The following is a 16618-nucleotide window of genomic DNA, read 5'->3' as shown; positions in this document are numbered from 1 at the left end:
AACAAATAAAGTGAAACCTTATATGATAAGAGAAGTGACCGCAAAAGATGAAATCCAAATGGTGGTTGTTTTTCAAGATTTAATTTGGGGGAAGAAGAATACGATGCCTTTTCCATTTTTGGTTGCCTCCCTTCATAATGGAGGGATCATTATAGGGGCTTTTCTCAAGAAAGAATTAGTCGGTTTTTGCTATGGTTTTCCTGGCTTTCATCAAAATGAAGTATATTTGGTGTCACATATGATGGCAGTAAAGGATAAGGAAAGAAATGCTGGATTGGGCTTTAAAATGAAAGTTAAACAAAAAGAATTAGCTTTGGAGCGTGGCTATAAAAAAATTATCTGGACTTTTGATCCGCTAGAATCACGTAATGCCTTTCTTAATATTGCAAAATTAGGAGGAGCAGTCAAAACATATTATTCCGATCATTATGGAATAATGGACGATGAATTAAATAGTGGTCTTCCTTCAGACCGTTTTTTATTAGAGTGGAGTCTTAAGGGGAAATCTGTTAATAATATTCCGGCGGAGGAGCAAATTCAATCGATTGTTACTTGGGAAATGGCGGCAGATATTCCTGTACCATTATTCGTAGAATCAATTTCCAAAAAGGCAGAATTCTATAAGGTTCCTGTTCCAAATAACATACATACAATAAAAGAAAGAGACATTGCGATAGCAAAAAAATGGCGCATCATGCTACGAAATGCATGTAATCACTTGTTTGAAATGGGATATATCATTCATTCTTTTCAAAAGACAAATGAACCAGTGAATTATTATATTGTAAGCTCAGGCAAAGTCGCTTGTTTTAGCAAAACAATATAAGATGAATAACGAGGTGCATAAACTAGGAGGGGAAAAATGCGCGAGCAAATTGACGGCTGGGTAGATAGGCAAAAGGAAAATATAATAGAAATGTACCAGTTTCTTCATAATAATGCAGAAATAAGTTGGGAGGAAGTTAAAACAACTCAATTTATAAAGAATGAACTAGAGAAATTATCAATCTCTTATGAATTATTTAATGATCAAACTGGTATTGTAGGTGTATGGGGAGAAGGTAATGCTCCTGTCGTTGGCCTTCGAGCAGATATGGACGCATTATGGCAACAAGTTAACGGGAAATGGAAAGCAAATCATTCATGCGGTCATGATGCACATACAACTATTTTACTTTTTACTTTAAGATGTCTGAAGGAATTGGGTTTTGAACCAAAAGGAAAGATTAAGTCTCTTTTTCAGCCGGCCGAAGAGACTGGTGCAGGGGCAATTTCTTTTATTAATAAGGGGCTTTTAGATGATGTGGATTATTTATTAGGACTGCATGTACGGCCAATTCAAGAAATGAGATTTGGCGAATGCTCTCCTGCTATTTATCATGGTGCAGCAGCAAGCTTTAAAGGGAAAATATATGGAATGCAGGCACATGCAGCAAGACCTCACTTAGGTATAAATGTAATCGATAGTCTTACAGCAATCAATGTGGCGATCCGGTCTATTCCTTTAAATCCGATCATTCCAGCATCCGCAAAATTAACTTTTGCACAAGCAGGAGGGAAAAATTTCAACATTATCCCAGATTATGCCGAGTTTGGGATCGATGTTCGTGCCCAAACCAATGAAGCGATGGCTCAATTAATTTCCAGATTAGAGAGCCAAGTGAAACTAGCAGGAGAGGCAAATGGAGCAAGAATAGAATTAGAACTATTATCCGAAATGCCAGCAGCAAGTCCTAATAAATGGATGGAGGAAATAGTAGCAAGAAGCATTAAAGATATACTTGGGAAAGAAGGGCTTGTAAAACCACCAATAACACCTGGAGGCGAAGATTTTCATTATTATGCAAAAGTAAATGAACAACTTCAAACAACCATGATCGGATTAGGTACTGATTTGCAGCCAGGTTTACACCATCCTGACATGCATTTTCAGCTAAATAGCTTACTACATGGGATAAAAATCATGGCACTATCTACAACTAAATTAATGGAAAGAAACCACTAAATAGAATGGGCTGGGACATAAGTATTCCAACCAAATATAAACCTAAACAATTACACGAAGATGCTAAAAAAATTCGTATAATTGTTTGGGTTTTTTATTCATTTTACAAAGATGGTTTGTGGTTATCACCCCCAGACTAAATACATTTCGCTTTCCGTGGGACGAGTGCCAAGCCTCCTTGTCATATTATTCCTGCGGGAAGTAGAGCAAAATATTTTTAATCTAATTTACGAGATTTTCTAAAAGAAAAAATAATAGCCTCCCCATGTAAATGGATAAATCCACTAATTATTACGCAAAGTAAAAAAATATGATATCCTATTGAATAGATAGGATATAAAATAATTATACTGGATAAAGGATGAATATTAGGTCTTTATACCAACAATTCATAAGTAATTATGCTATAATGCTTAATGGCAATTATACAGAAAAACCGCATACTATAGGGAAATTAAAAGGGGCTACAAATGAAAGCATTAATAAGCCAAGATAAACCGGTTAAACGACTAGCTATTTTTATTTTAGGACTTTTGATTATGTCATTAGGTATTGTTTTAGTTATAACAGCAAATTTAGGTTCAGCCCCTTGGGATATTTTGAATATTGGATTACATATTCAGTTTGGTCTAACCATTGGCAGCTGGGCAATAATAGTTGGATTTTTAATATTATTAATTGCTGCGATTCTTTCCAAGAAGCTTCCACAGTTTGGGGCTTTATTAAATATGGTGTTAGTAGGAGCCTTTATTGATCTCTTTTTACTCCTTCCTTTTATGAATACCCCTTCCTCCTTATATCAAAAATGGATCATGTTTTTAATTGGGTTGATCATAATGGGCTACGGAATGGGAATCTATATTTCTGCAAAACTTGGTGCCGGACCTCGTGATAGTCTAATGATCGTCTTATCCGAAAAATTTGGTGGAAGTATCGCAAAAACGAGGTTATTTATGGAGGCGATTGTTTTAGTAATAGGATGGATGCTCGGGGGACCCGTATCTTGGGGGACGATTATCTATGCTGTTTTAATAGGAAGAATTGTCGGATGGAGTATCCCACAGTGTACAAAATGGACGAACTATATACTGAATCGAAACGAAAGAACAGTGAATAATATTCACCAACATAATATGGAGCAGGAGGCAAAATAATGAAGATATCAACTAAAGGAAGATATGGATTAACCATTATGATGGAGTTAGCAAAGAAGCATGGAGAAGGACCGATTTCCTTAAAATCTATTGCTCAAACAAATAATTTATCGGAGCATTACTTAGAACAATTAGTTGCACCATTGCGTAATGCTGGTTATGTACGTAGTATTCGCGGAGCATATGGTGGGTATGTTTTAGGGGATGAACCAAATAAAATTACTGCTGGAGACATTATTCGCATATTAGAAGGACCAATTAGTCCGGTCGAAGGAATCGAAGATGAAGAACCAGCCAAAAAAGCATTATGGATGAAAATTAGAGATGCTGTAAAAGATGTGTTGGATTCAACAACAATAGAAGACTTAGCTAATCATAAAGAAGACGGCAGTTCAGACGGTTATATGTTTTATATATAAAAAGCTGTTTTCGTAAAGTTTGTTGCTAGTAACCCGCAGCCTGAATACAATTCGCTTTCCATGGGGCTACGCTTGAGCCCCCTTGGCTGGCTCATCTGTCTCGCTATCGAGGCCACTGAAAAAGTCTTTTTTTCGTGCGAAATGAAGAGCAAGCATTTTTGAAAGTGAAAATAAGGTTGGTTTGGAGAGGCGTCCGCTCGACTCCTATGGGAGCTGCGAGAAAGTCCGAGACCCCGCAGGAACGTAGTGACGAGGAGGCTTGGCGCTCGCCCCATGGAAAGCGAGCGGACGCCTCGGAAAACAAATCGATCATCTTATGTTTAAAAAGTGGCTATTGCCCTATCATTAACTAGCCAGTTTTTCAGTGCCCTCCTCGATATCCCAAAGGAGTCTATGTATATTCAGGCTGCTGCTCAGTTTTCCAATATATAAATTTTCCCTATTAAAAACAACAATCTTATAGAAAACAGTAACATAAAAAGATACTAACTAAATGTAGGTGAATAACGTGGAACATATTTATGTGGATCATGCGGCAACTTCTCCCATGCATCCAAAGGTAATTGACAAAATGTATGAAATCATGAAAGATCAATTTGGAAATCCATCGAGTATTCATACTTATGGAAGACAGGCAAGAAATATTTTAGATAATGCAAGGGCGGTAATAGCTTCTAGTATTGGCGCACTCGAAAATGAAATTATTTTTACGAGTGGTGGAACGGAGGCAGATAATTATGCTATCTTTGGAATTGCTGAAGGAAAAGAAACAAAAGGAAAACATATTATCACAACAGAAATCGAACATCATGCCGTATTGCATGCTTGCCAAGAATTAGAGAAAAAAGGCTACGAGATTACTTATCTTCCCGTTAATGAATACGGAGTAATAGATTTAAATGAATTTAAAACGGCATTAAGAGAAGATACAATACTTGTTACCATAATGTATGGTAATAACGAAATAGGTTCGATTCAGCCAATTAAAGAAATTGGTTTATTGTTAAAAGAGCATCCTGCAGTATTTCACACAGATGCCGTACAAGCCTATGGTTTAGAGGAAATCGATGTAAAAGAACAGCATATTGACCTTTTATCTGTTTCTTCCCATAAGATTAATGGACCTAAAGGTATTGGGTTTTTATATGTTAGAAACGGCATTAAGTTAAATCCCCGATTTTTTGGTGGGGAACAAGAGAAAAAGAGAAGAGCAGGGACAGAAAATGTTCCTTCTGTAGCTGGTTTTCAGCTAGCAGTAGAGATTGCCGAGCAGGATAGATTCCATAAGAGAGAGCAATATAAAAAATACAAAGAAATACTTATCGGCATCTTAAAAGAAAATAATATTTCATTTAAACAAAACGGATTAGTTGATAATACCTTACCACATGTTTTAAACTTAAGCTTTCCTGGTACAAATGTCGAAGCGATGTTAGTTAATCTCGATTTAGCAGGTATTGCGGCTTCAAGTGGTTCAGCTTGTACAGCAGGATCAATCGAACCTTCCCATGTGTTAGTAAGCATGTTTGGTAAAGAATCGGAAAGAACGAAAAATTCGATTCGATTTAGCTTTGGTTTAAATAATACGGAACAACAAATAGAAAAGGTCGGTCATGAATTAGTCAAAATCATTAACCGTCTGACAAAATGATAACCTTCCCTTCCATGTTAAGGGAAGGGCTAAGGGGGAAATGGAAATGGAAATGGAAAAAGCACCGAAAGATACCCGTGTAGTAGTTGGAATGTCCGGTGGAGTAGATTCATCTGTTGCAGCACTTCTTTTAAAAGAGCAAGGATACGATGTTATTGGTATATTCATGAAAAACTGGGATGATACAGACGAATTTGGTGTCTGCACAGCAACAGAGGATTATGAAGATGTTATTCGTGTCTGCAATCAATTAGGGATTCCTTATTATGCGGTGAATTTTGAAAAACAATACTGGGATAAAGTATTTACTTATTTTCTTGATGAATATAAAGCAGGTAGAACACCTAATCCTGATGTGATGTGTAATAAAGAAATTAAATTCAAAGCTTTCTTAGAGCATGCGATGAGCCTTGGCGCTGATTATCTAGCAACAGGACATTATGCACAAGTTGTTAGAGAAGATGGACAAGTCAAAATGCTTAGAGGAAAAGATGATAATAAAGACCAAACTTACTTTTTAAATCAACTAACAGAAGAACAATTAAGCAAAGTAATGTTCCCTATTGGTGGCATGGAAAAATCAAAGGTTCGTGAACTTGCTGCTAAAGCAAATCTTGCAACTGCAACTAAAAAAGACAGCACAGGTATTTGTTTTATTGGAGAACGTAATTTTAAAGAATTCTTAAGTGGATTTCTTCCTGCCCAAAAAGGGAATATGGAAACATTGGATGGAGAAATAGTAGGTCGTCATGATGGGCTTATGTATTATACAATTGGACAAAGACATGGACTTGGCATTGGTGGAAGTGGAGAACCTTGGTTTGTTATCGGCAAGGATTTAAAGAGAAATGTTTTATACGTAGGACAAGGTTTCCATCATGAATTATTGTATTCTGACAGTATTATCGCAACTAATATTAGCTGGGTGTCTAAAGATAGAATTGGTACATCGTTTGAATGCACAGCTAAATTCCGTTACCGTCAACCAGATAATAAAGTGACGGTAGAGATTATCGATGAAAATACAGTGAAAGTTATTTTCCATGAGCCAATTCGTGCCGTTACACCAGGTCAAGCAGTGGTGTTCTATCAAGGGGAAGAATGCTTAGGCGGTGGAACGATTGACAAAGTATTTCGGGATAATGAAAGATTAACATATGTAGGTTAATGGTGAACGGGACTGGGACATAAGTATTCCAGCCAAAGATAAATCCAAACAATTATACGAAGATATTAATAAAAGTTCCGTATAATTGTTTGGTTTTTTATTTGTTTTTAAAAGGATGTTTCCATGAAGTTTAGTGCAATTCCCCGCAGCCGGAATACACTTCGCTTTCCGTGGGGCAAAGCTTAAGCTTTCTCAGCTTCGCCTCTGGGGTCTCAGACTGTCTCGCTAATCCCCTTGGCGTCTTCGTGTATTCCGGCTGTTCTGTTTTTCCAACTAATTATATTTCCTCTTGTAAAAAGTATGCGAAAGCAGCTGCTATTTACTAGCTAGTTTAGAAATTGTTCGTCTTTACAGAGTATCTATTTAGTTATGTCCCAACCTTGTTTTTTGCATATCGTAAAAGTAGCTAGCAATTTTCCTGAAGTAGGATGATTTGCTAGTTTCTTTTGTGCTATTGGTTTTCTCATTTTTGATTAGAAAATATGCTATACTACCAATTAGAAATGGAGTGTTTTAAGATGGATAATAGTCAATTAGGAATACAATATATGCAAGAAGGTAAATGGGAAGAAGCAGCAAAGTTTTTTATGGAAGAGATTGAGAAGAATCCGAATAATGCCGTTTCTTACGTTAATTTTGGGAATGTTTTATCTGCTTTAGGAGACGAGACAAGAGCGTTATCTTTTTACCAAAAAGCGATAGAAATAGATGATACTACTGCTGCAGCCTACTATAGTGCAGGAGCTGTTTACTATGAGAAAGAAAATTTAGAATCTGCAAAAACGATGTTTGAACAAGCACTAGCAAAAGGATTAGAAACAAGTGACAATTTCTTTATGTTAGGATTAACATATGTTGGTTTAGAAAAAGGAAAACTTGCTATTCCTTATTTTCAGAGAGCAGTTGAGTTAAATAATCAAGATGCTGAGGCATATTTTCAATTAGGTCTCTGTTTGGCACAAAGCGATTATATTGAGGAAGCAATTGCGCAATTTCAATCCTGTATAACAATAGATGCTAATCACGCTGATGCTTATTATAATTTAGGCGTTGCGTATGGTTTTAAAGAAGAAACAGAGAAAGCAATAGAAATGTTTGATAAGGCACTAGAAATCCAACCAGATCATCTCCTTGCCGGTTATGGGAAGCGAATTATCGAAGGGAAATAATAGGATATTAAAGCGTAGAAAGGAGGATTCCAGTTGAACGAGCAGAACTCCTTGGATCTTTTTGAACAAGAAAAAAAGTATGTTAAGGGACGTCATCTTGTTACCATTTTTCATAATGAACAGAACCTTTACTCTGTAATAAGAATAAGAGTAGACGAAACGAATCATGATTATGATGATAAAGAAGCGGTTATTACTGGCTATTTGCCGAAGATGAATGAAGAAGAGACATATACATACTATGGTGATTTTAAAGAGCATCCAAGATTCGGGCTACAGCTGCAGGCAACTTCCTTTCGAAAAGAAATGCCACAAACAAAGCAAGGGGTTGTGGCTTATTTATCCAGTAATCTGTTTAAAGGGATTGGGGAAAAAACAGCTGAAAATATAGTGGATACATTGGGAGAAGAGGCAATATCTAAAATCATGAATCAGCCATCGGTTTTAGACACAGTGCCTAAACTTGCAGCTGATAAAGCGAAAATATTATATGATACCTTAATGAAAAACCAGGGCTTAGAACAAGCAATGGTTTCGCTAAATCAATACGGTTTTGGTCCACAATTATCGATGAAAATTTATCAAGTATACAAAGAAAATACTTTAGAAGTGGTTCAGACTAATCCGTATAAATTGGTGGAAGATATAGAAGGGATTGGTTTTGGAAAGGCAGATGATCTTGGTTCACAAATCGGAATTACAGGTAATCATCCAGATCGTTTAAAAGCTGGGTGCTTGTATATTTTAGAGCTAAGCAGTAATCAAGAAGGTCATGTCTATCTTCAAGCTGAATATTTGCTTGAAAAAGTTAAAGTGTTACTTGAAGAAAATCAAAAAGAGGAAATAGAATTTTCGCAAATAGCAGAGCAGATTATTCAGCTAGAAGAAGAAGGGAAAATTATAGTTGAGGATAAAAAAATATATTTGCCTTCTTTGTTTTTTTCGGAAAAAGGACTTGTACGAAATATTAAGCGGGTAATGGAACAATCAGAATATAAGGATCAATTTCCAGAATCAGAATTTTTGCTTGCCTTAGGAAATTTGGAGGACCGCATTGGCGTTCAGTATGCTCCATCGCAACGAGAAGCGATTCAAACGGCGCTTATGTCTCCGATGCTTATTTTGACAGGTGGTCCTGGTACAGGAAAAACGACAGTAATCAAAGGAATTGTTGAATTATATGGAGAATTGCATGGTTGTTCCTTAGATCCAAACGATTACAAAAATGATGAGCCCTATCCGTTTATTCTTGCTGCACCGACTGGCAGAGCTGCAAAGCGAATGGCTGAATCGACTGGTTTACCTGCTGTTACGATTCATCGATTGTTAGGCTGGAATGGGACAGGGAAATTTGAGCGAGATGAGGATCATCCTCTCGAAGGTAAAATTCTCATAGTGGATGAAACATCGATGGTAGATATTTGGTTAGCCCATCAATTATTTAAAGCCTTGCCTGAGCATATTCAAGTCATTATTGTTGGGGACGAAGATCAACTACCCTCAGTGGGACCAGGTCAAGTTCTAAAGGATTTACTTGATTCAGCTTGTATTCCTACTGTAAAGCTGAAAGATATTTATCGTCAAGCAGAAGGGTCATCTATCATCGAATTAGCACATGAAATGAAAAAGGGACAGTTACCGGCTAATTTGCTTGTACCACAAGGAGATCGATCCTTCATAAAGTGCTCTTCCAGTCAAATTCCACAAGCAATTGAAAAAATTGTTTTAAATGCAAAAAATAAGGGATTTGCACCAATGGATATTCAAGTATTGGCACCGATGTATAGAGGACCTGCAGGTATTGATCGGTTAAATGCTATTTTACAGGAGATTTTAAATCCTAATCCTGACGGAACCAGAAAAGAGCTGAAATTCGGAGACGTTACATACCGAATAGGGGATAAAGTCCTTCAACTAGTCAATCAACCAGAAAGCAATGTTTTTAATGGCGATATGGGAGAGATTGTATCGATTTTTTATGCGAAGGAAAATACGGAAAAGCAAGACATGGTTATTGTTTCGTTCGATGGTATCGAAGCAACTTATACACGACAGGATTTAAATCAAATTACCCTTGCTTACTGCTGCTCTGTCCACAAATCGCAAGGAAGTGAGTTTCCAATCGTCATCATGCCTATCGTTAAAAGCTATTATCGCATGTTGAGACGGAATCTCATTTATACGGGCATCACAAGAAGCAAACAATTTTTAATTCTTTGCGGTGAGGTAGAAGCGATAGAATTGGGAGTTAGTCGAAATGACGAGCTGAATCGGCAAACTACCTTAAAAGAAAAAATCAAAGAGGCATTCGCTGATGTATACCAACCAGACGAAACGAAAGAAATGACGTCAGAGAATTCATTTGATTTATTGTACGAAGGCAAAATCAATCAAATTGATCCAATGATTGGTATGGAAAATATCACACCGTATGACTTTATGGAAACGTCTGAAGTATAAGATGATAAATTTAAGTTGTATATTGGTTGTCAAGGCATACACTCGCTTATCCCTATGAAAAGTTAGTATTTTTGAAGTTGAAAATCTCCATTTTTAGGGGATTTTTTTTGCCAATGTTTGCACTACATGTTTTTAATTCTTAGGAGAAAAATAATATTGTTATCTTCTTCGAATAGCCCAGTAGGATTCCGAGATTTCGTAAAAAAAGCCAACTCCTAAGGAAATTCTGGTATATTTGGAAGCTGTTTAGAGCATAATGGGAATACTTAACTAGAAATTCCATGATGGAATATTTCATGAAACGAATGAAGATGAGGTGTTTCCTGTGCTCAAATGTCCAAATTGCCAGAGCAAAGATATTGGAAAAATTGGAATCAATCAATACTACTGCTGGAATTGCTTTATTGAATTATCGCTAACAAAAGGGATTATTCATACACATCAAGTAGAAGAAGATGGAAGCTTAAGTTCTCTAGACGACTTATTTGAAGAAGAAGAGCGTCGATTAAGCTAAGTTCTTCTCCACATTCATTGGCGCTCACTTCTATATAAAAGGAGTGCAAAGTAAAATGGGTAAAGTGATGAATACAGCAATAGCTATTGGTGCTGGTGTAGTAGCAATGAGCTATATGCAAAAAAATAATATGATGAGTCAAAAACAATTGAAAAAAATGCAAAAAAAAGTAATGAAGATGTTTTAATTAGTCTATTAGAAGATTGTAGATGCTCAAAAAAGTGTATCTACAATCTTTTTTTGTTGAAAAGTTTCGTCAATGATGATGTGCATAAAAATTCCTTTTATCTCTCACAATAGGTTATGAGGGAGGAAAGAAAATGGATATAAGAATGAAATGGTATTACCGGTTAGGGTTTACCTTATTACTTTTTATTGTATTATTTGTTTTTATAAAATTATCACCGATTTGGTTGCCTATTTTAAGCCTTATAACAAAAGTTATTATTCCTTTTATAATTGGAGCATTTATTACGTATTTATTACATCCGATTGTAGAATTACTACATAAAAAAGGCTTACATAGAGGTTTATCTGTTGCACTTATTTATATCCTTTTTTTTGGTGGGATTGGCTATGCCTTATATAAAGGGATTCCTATTCTTATCCATCAGCTTGAAGAACTTACGGAAAGTGCTCCTGAGCTTGCGGCACGATATAAAGATCTGATTGACTCCATCCAAAATAAAATGGAGTCATGGCCATTTAATTTACAGGAAAAGGTTGACCGGGGGATTGATTTATTTGAAACAAAGATGGAATCTCTTTTAAATAAAGTAATTAATGGGGCAATGGGGATTATTAATTATTCCATTGTCATTATGCTGATACCATTCATCTCTTTTTATATGTTAAAAGATATTGATGCTGTAAAAAAAGCTTTTAACGGCCTAATTCCAAATAAATGGCGCAACAGTGCTCATTTATTTTTAGAAGACGTAAATGAATCATTAGGCAGCTATATACGAGGGCAATTATTGGTTTGTACAATTATTGGAGTAATATCCATGATCCTATTTTGGGTTTTTCATATGAAATTTGCGCTTGTATTAGGAATCATCGTTGGGATAACGAATGTCATTCCCTATTTTGGTCCAATCATAGGTGCTATTCCTGCCTTAATCGTAGCAAGTACCGTTTCTGTTAAAATGCTAATTATTGTAGTCATCATCATTATTATTTTGCAATTTCTAGAAGGGAACATATTGTCGCCTTATATAGTTGGAAAAAGCACCCATATGCATCCGCTATTTATTATGTTTGCTCTTCTGCTTGGAGAAGAGGTTGGTGGAATGATTGGGATGATCGTAGCAGTTCCATTATTATCGATAGCGAAAGTGGCAATCGTTCATATGAGAACACACTTCGGGAAAAAAGACCCGGAAATTAAACGTATATAAATAGGTATGAGTAAAATGTTTGTGGGAGAATAAATATCCTTTTTGTCTAGTTGGGGGACGAGTCCCCCAACTAGACAAAAAGGCCACCAAGCGAAAGCGCGGTAGCTGGAAAAAATTAAGCATTAAAAAAGAGAGCATCCTTTTGTAAAGTAGAATTTGGCGAAAAATACGAAAAGGAGAGGCTCTCATGAATCAATGTAACATAAAAATGCCATCATTAAAAGAATTGGAAAAAACTTTATTTCGAACACTACAAATGACGTTTCAAGAAATCCTTATTCAAACATTAGAAAATTGGGATCTAGAGATTGCCAAGCAACGAGACAAAAGAAGATTTGCTTTACGTGATAAACGAGAAATACGATTAGATACAGCGTTTGGAGCTGTGGAGCTGAAGCGTAATTATTATTTTGATCGTGTGACTAAAAAATATATTTGTCTATTAGATCACTATTTACAGTTTCAGGGGAATAAGGGATTTAGTCCGCTACTAGAAGAATGGGGGCTAGAACTAGCGACGAATGGCTCCTCCTATCGAAAGGCGGTGGAAACGTTCGAACAATTTTTAGGCTATTCGGCGATGAGCCACGAAGCATTACGGCAACATCTTCTTCAAACAAGCGTACTTCCCGCTAAGGAAAAACGCCCTTTTCAAAAGGTATTGTTTGTCGAAGTAGATGGATTATATGTGAAGAGTCAAGAAAAGAAAAAGCGTGGATGGGAGTTGAAATTCGCCGCTGTACACGAGGGATGGAAAGAAAACGGAAAGCGAATCAGGCTCCGAAATAAAAGGCATTTTCTTTATGAAGGAAAAGAACCCTTTTGGGAAGCCTTTGAAACGTTCTTACAGAATAATTATGCGTATGATCCTACCCAAACCTTGCTTATTATTAATGGTGATGGAGCAGGCTGGATAACGGCATGTCGGGAGTATTTTCGGGAACGCGCCTTTTTCACCATGGACCGTTTTCATGTCGCTCGTTCGATGAAGCAACTAATGAAGAGCCATCCTCGATACCGCTACATGAAAAGAGCGTTAAAAAACTACCAGGTAGAAACATTACTTCTAGAGTTGAATAGCGCAGTAGGAACAATGGATACACCAGAAAAAGAAGAAAAACTAGCGCATTTCCTTGCCTTTTTAACGCATCATCAGGAAACCATAAAAGATTACCGTAGTTGGTTACAGGAAAAAGGTGTGGACACGACAGCGTATCGTCCAATGGGAAGTGCAGAGGCGATGATGAATCAATTAGCCAAACGATTAAAGAATGGAAGAGCATGGAGCAAAAAAGGGGTCATGAGCATGGCGCGCTTGTGGATTGGATTGAAGGATGACCTATCCATCCAAACGATATATGGGAAATGGGAAAAAGCCACGGAAAAATCAAAGAAAGAGCATCGAGCGAAAAGAAAAATACCCACAAAATTAGTAACAGAAACCGTGCGTCAGAACATGCCATACTTAAATCAAGCGATTGGAAAACCCGTTCACTTTGCCTTACAGGGATTAAAAGGTTTTTAAAAAATGAGAGAATCAACAGTTGGAAAAACAAAACCAATTGGAAAGCGGATACAAACTTAGAGGTTTTACTTTATAAAAAAGGGAGCTAAAAAAACTCCCACAAAAACTTGACTCAATCATATAAATAGACCGATATTGACAATACTGCCTAATAATCAGTATAATTCGAATGAAGCATATATCGAAAAAATGGTGAAAGAAACAAGTAGATTATAGACCACTTTAAAGAGAGAAATTCCCTTAGGCTGAAAGGAGTTTCAAGTGAAGGATAATTGAAAGCTAATTCTTGAGTGCAGCTAATCACTGCCGTTTTCCGCGTTAAGGAGTATTGAGAGATGGATAGAAATTTTTAAGTGTCTTTGTATACTTTTATCCATAATCAGGGTGGTACCGCGAGCAATACTTTCGTCCCTGTCCAGGGATGGGAGTTTTTTTTATGCAGAAAAAAGGTAAAACTCTAAATTCGTAGCAATTACATATAGAAAAATAGGAGGAAATGCGATGAAGAATTTAACTGGCGCAGAAATAAGAAGCAAATTTTTAGAATTTTTCCAGGGAAAAGGACATGCAATTGAACCAAGTGCATCTCTAGTTCCTCATGATGATCCATCATTATTGTGGATAAATAGTGGAGTAGCAACCTTAAAAAAATATTTTGATGGTCGTGTTATACCAGAAAATCCAAGAATAACAAATGCACAAAAGTCTATTCGTACAAATGATATTGAAAACGTAGGGAAAACAGCTCGCCACCATACTTTTTTTGAAATGCTCGGTAATTTCTCCATTGGGGATTACTTTAAGGAAGAAGCAATTGAATGGGCTTGGGAGTTCTTAACTGATGAGAAGTGGATCGGCTTTGAGAAAGAAAAGCTGTCAGTAACGATTCATCCAGAAGATGAAGAAGCGTATGTTCTATGGAGAGATAAAATTGGAGTGCCAGAGAATCGTATCATTCGATTAGAAGGAAATTTCTGGGATATTGGCGAAGGGCCAAGTGGTCCTAACACGGAAATATTTTATGATCGTGGTCCAGAGTATGGGGATGATATAAATGATCCTGAATTATATCCAGGTGGAGAGAATGATCGTTATTTAGAAGTATGGAATCTAGTTTTCTCTGAATTTAACCATAATCCAGATGGAACATATACTCCACTCCCAAAGAAGAATATTGATACAGGAATGGGTTTGGAACGTATGGCATCCGTTGTTCAAAATGTTCCAACAAACTTCGATACAGACTTATTTATGCCTATTATTCATGCTACGGAACAATTAGCAGATGTAAAGTATGGTAAGGATTCTTCAAGTGATGAAGCATTTAAAGTGATCGCAGACCATATTCGTACAGTTGCTTTTGCAATTGGCGACGGAGCACTTCCATCGAATGAAGGAAGAGGTTATGTTTTAAGAAGATTATTACGTAGAGCAGTACGCTACGCAAAGAAAATCAACATTAATCGTCCGTTTATGTTTGAGCTAGTTCCAGTCGTTGCAGAAATAATGGTCGATTATTATCCAACGGTGAAAGAAAAGACGGAATTCATTCAAAAAGTAATGAAAAGTGAAGAAGAACGATTCCATGAAACCTTAAATGAAGGGCTTGCCATTCTTTCTGAAGTAATTGAGAAAGCAAAGGGAAATGGGGTTATCGCAGGAGAAGATATTTTCCGTTTGTATGATACGTATGGATTCCCAGTTGAACTTACAGAGGAATATGCGGAAGAACAGGGACTTCGCATTGATCATGAAGGCTTTGAGAAGGAAATGGAAAGTCAGCGTGACCGTGCCCGTAAAGCAAGACAAGAAGTAGACAGCATGCAAGTTCAAAGTGGTGTTCTAGGGAATATTAAAGTAGAAAGTGAGTTTATTGGCTATGATCAATGGGCAACTGAAGCAAAAATAGTTGCATTGTTGAAAAATGGGGAAGAAGTGGACGCAGCTGAAGCAGGCGATGAAATTCAGTTTATATTAGATAAAACACCTTTTTATGCAGAGAGTGGCGGACAGATTGCTGATAAAGGAACGTTAAAATCAGATCATGTCACAATCAAAGTCGAGGACGTTCAAAAAGCACCTAACGGACAAAACTTGCATAAAGGAACGATCGAAACGGGAGCTGTAAGGATTAACGATGTGTTAGCAGCTAAAGTGGATAGCCAAAATCGTTCGAAAATAGTCAAAAATCATACAGCAACACATTTATTGCATCAGGCACTTAAAGATGTTTTAGGAACACATGTTAATCAGGCAGGTTCCCTTGTGCGATCAGATCGCTTACGTTTTGATTTTTCTCATTTCGGGCAAATTACTGCAGAAGAATTAGATGAAATTGAACGCATCGTAAACGAAAAAATTTGGGAAAGTATTGCAGTCCAAATTGACTACAAAGATATCAATGAAGCAAAAGCAATGGGTGCTATGGCGTTATTTGGTGAAAAATACGGCAAAATCGTTCGTGTTGTTCAAGTGGGTGAATACAGCTTAGAATTGTGTGGAGGATGTCATGTTGACAACACTTCAGCAATTGGCTTATTTAAAATTGTATCGGAAGCTGGAATAGGTGCGGGAACAAGGCGTATTGAAGCAGTAACTGGACAAGCTGCATATCAACAATTAACAGATCAAATTCACTTATTAAAAGAAGCTGCAAGTAAATTAAAGACAAATCCAAAAGATGTTACAACTCGAATTGATAGTCTTCTAACGGAAGTCAAGCAATTACAGCGTGAAAATGAGTCGCTTGCTGCAAAATTAAGCAATATTGAAGCTGGCAATCTTGTAGATCGAGTAAAAATGGTAAATGAAGTTCCTGTATTAGCAGCTTCTATACCAAATGTGGATATGAATAATCTACGTACAATGGCAGACGAATTAAAACAAAAAATTGGCTCTGTTGTGTTGGTTTTAGGAAGTGTTAATGAAGGAAAAGTAAATATAATTGCTGGTGTAACGAAAGATTTAATGGATAAAGGTTACCACGCAGGAAAGATTGTAAAAGAAGTAGCTTCTATTTGTGGAGGCGGCGGAGGCGGTCGTCCAGATATGGCTCAAGCAGGCGGTAAGGATCCATCTAAATTAAATGATGCTTTAGATTTTGTAGAAGAATATGTGAAATCCGTTTGATATTAGGGACAAGTAGTGTAAAAT

Annotated in this window: 13 protein-coding genes and 1 other annotated feature; all 13 genes read left to right on the top strand. The window is 36.7% G+C overall.

Features of this window, described 5'->3' with window-relative positions:
• The first annotated feature begins 10 nt into the window (after positions 1 to 10).
• The 13 genes from NKG37_RS23960 to alaS all read left to right on the top strand — a co-directional run bounded on the left by NKG37_RS23960 (position 11) and on the right by alaS (position 16594).
• Positions 11 to 826 (top strand): GNAT family N-acetyltransferase, encoded by an 816-nt coding sequence (locus NKG37_RS23960; RefSeq protein ID WP_254415444.1) that lies wholly within the window; start codon positions 11 to 13, stop codon positions 824 to 826.
• Positions 827 to 862: 36 nt separating this feature from the next.
• Entirely contained in the window at positions 863 to 2005 is a 1143-nt protein-coding gene (locus tag NKG37_RS23955; protein ID WP_169188877.1) for a M20 peptidase aminoacylase family protein, read from the top strand.
• Between the two features lie 470 nt (positions 2006 to 2475).
• Complete coding sequence (locus tag NKG37_RS23950) at positions 2476 to 3159, top strand: YczE/YyaS/YitT family protein (RefSeq protein ID WP_254415443.1); 684 nt, start codon at positions 2476 to 2478, stop codon at positions 3157 to 3159.
• Positions 3159 to 3578, top strand: a complete 420-nt coding sequence (locus NKG37_RS23945; protein ID WP_101730770.1) for a cysteine metabolism transcriptional regulator CymR — start codon at positions 3159 to 3161, stop codon at positions 3576 to 3578. Before NKG37_RS23950 ends, NKG37_RS23945 begins: the two co-directional genes overlap by 1 nt.
• Positions 3579 to 4086: 508 nt before the next feature.
• Positions 4087 to 5229, top strand: a complete 1143-nt coding sequence (locus NKG37_RS23940) for a cysteine desulfurase family protein (RefSeq protein ID WP_101730771.1) — start codon at positions 4087 to 4089, stop codon at positions 5227 to 5229.
• Positions 5230 to 5281: 52 nt separating this feature from the next.
• The gene (gene mnmA / locus NKG37_RS23935; RefSeq protein ID WP_254416437.1) at positions 5282 to 6397 is read left to right on the top strand and encodes a tRNA 2-thiouridine(34) synthase MnmA; all 1116 of its coding nucleotides are present in this window, start codon (positions 5282 to 5284) and stop codon (positions 6395 to 6397) included.
• 518 nt (positions 6398 to 6915) lie between these two features.
• Positions 6916 to 7566: a tetratricopeptide repeat protein gene (locus tag NKG37_RS23930; protein ID WP_254415442.1), complete on the top strand. Its 651-nt coding sequence runs from the start codon at positions 6916 to 6918 to the stop codon at positions 7564 to 7566.
• A 33-nt stretch (positions 7567 to 7599) separates the two neighbouring features.
• A complete protein-coding gene (locus tag NKG37_RS23925) occupies positions 7600 to 10026 on the top strand; it encodes an SF1B family DNA helicase RecD2 (RefSeq protein WP_254415441.1) in 2427 nt (808 codons plus the stop codon).
• A gap of 325 nt (positions 10027 to 10351) precedes the next feature.
• Entirely contained in the window at positions 10352 to 10540 is a 189-nt protein-coding gene (locus NKG37_RS23920) for a hypothetical protein (RefSeq protein WP_016202904.1), read from the top strand.
• Between the two features lie 55 nt (positions 10541 to 10595).
• On the top strand, positions 10596 to 10727 hold the full coding sequence (locus NKG37_RS23915) for a DUF3918 family protein (RefSeq protein ID WP_084668708.1): 132 nt from the start codon (positions 10596 to 10598) through the stop codon (positions 10725 to 10727).
• Positions 10728 to 10860: 133 nt separating this feature from the next.
• The gene (locus tag NKG37_RS23910; protein ID WP_254415440.1) at positions 10861 to 11940 is read left to right on the top strand and encodes an AI-2E family transporter; all 1080 of its coding nucleotides are present in this window, start codon (positions 10861 to 10863) and stop codon (positions 11938 to 11940) included.
• A gap of 208 nt (positions 11941 to 12148) precedes the next feature.
• Positions 12149 to 13465, top strand: coding sequence for an ISLre2 family transposase (locus tag NKG37_RS23905; RefSeq protein ID WP_254415300.1), 1317 nt, complete (start codon positions 12149 to 12151; stop codon positions 13463 to 13465).
• Between the two features lie 183 nt (positions 13466 to 13648).
• Positions 13649 to 13881: a binding site (T-box leader), on the top strand.
• Positions 13882 to 13966: 85 nt separating this feature from the next.
• A complete protein-coding gene (alaS, locus tag NKG37_RS23900; protein WP_169188873.1) occupies positions 13967 to 16594 on the top strand; it encodes an alanine--tRNA ligase in 2628 nt (875 codons plus the stop codon).
• The last annotated feature ends 24 nt before the right edge of the window (positions 16595 to 16618 follow it).

It is taken from the genome of Niallia sp. RD1, assembly GCF_024219955.1.
GTDB lineage: Bacteria > Bacillota > Bacilli > Bacillales > Cytobacillaceae > Niallia > Niallia alba.
Note: the sequence above shows the minus strand (reverse complement) of the source record. Positions and strands in the feature narration are given on the sequence as shown.

Excerpts from the sequence above, each read along its gene's own strand:
- NKG37_RS23955 (WP_169188877.1), top strand. The coding sequence starts at position 863 with ATGCGCGAGCAAATTGACGGCTGGGTAGATAGGCAAAAGGAAAATATA.
- NKG37_RS23950 (WP_254415443.1), top strand. The coding sequence starts at position 2,476 with ATGAAAGCATTAATAAGCCAAGATAAACCGGTTAAACGACTAGCTATT.
- NKG37_RS23945 (WP_101730770.1), top strand. The coding sequence starts at position 3,159 with ATGAAGATATCAACTAAAGGAAGATATGGATTAACCATTATGATGGAG.
- NKG37_RS23915 (WP_084668708.1), top strand. The coding sequence starts at position 10,596 with ATGGGTAAAGTGATGAATACAGCAATAGCTATTGGTGCTGGTGTAGTA.
- alaS (WP_169188873.1), top strand. The coding sequence starts at position 13,967 with ATGAAGAATTTAACTGGCGCAGAAATAAGAAGCAAATTTTTAGAATTT.
- NKG37_RS23910 (WP_254415440.1), top strand. The coding sequence starts at position 10,861 with ATGGATATAAGAATGAAATGGTATTACCGGTTAGGGTTTACCTTATTA.
- NKG37_RS23930 (WP_254415442.1), top strand. The coding sequence starts at position 6,916 with ATGGATAATAGTCAATTAGGAATACAATATATGCAAGAAGGTAAATGG.
- NKG37_RS23905 (WP_254415300.1), top strand. The coding sequence starts at position 12,149 with ATGCCATCATTAAAAGAATTGGAAAAAACTTTATTTCGAACACTACAA.
- mnmA (WP_254416437.1), top strand. The coding sequence starts at position 5,282 with ATGGAAAAAGCACCGAAAGATACCCGTGTAGTAGTTGGAATGTCCGGT.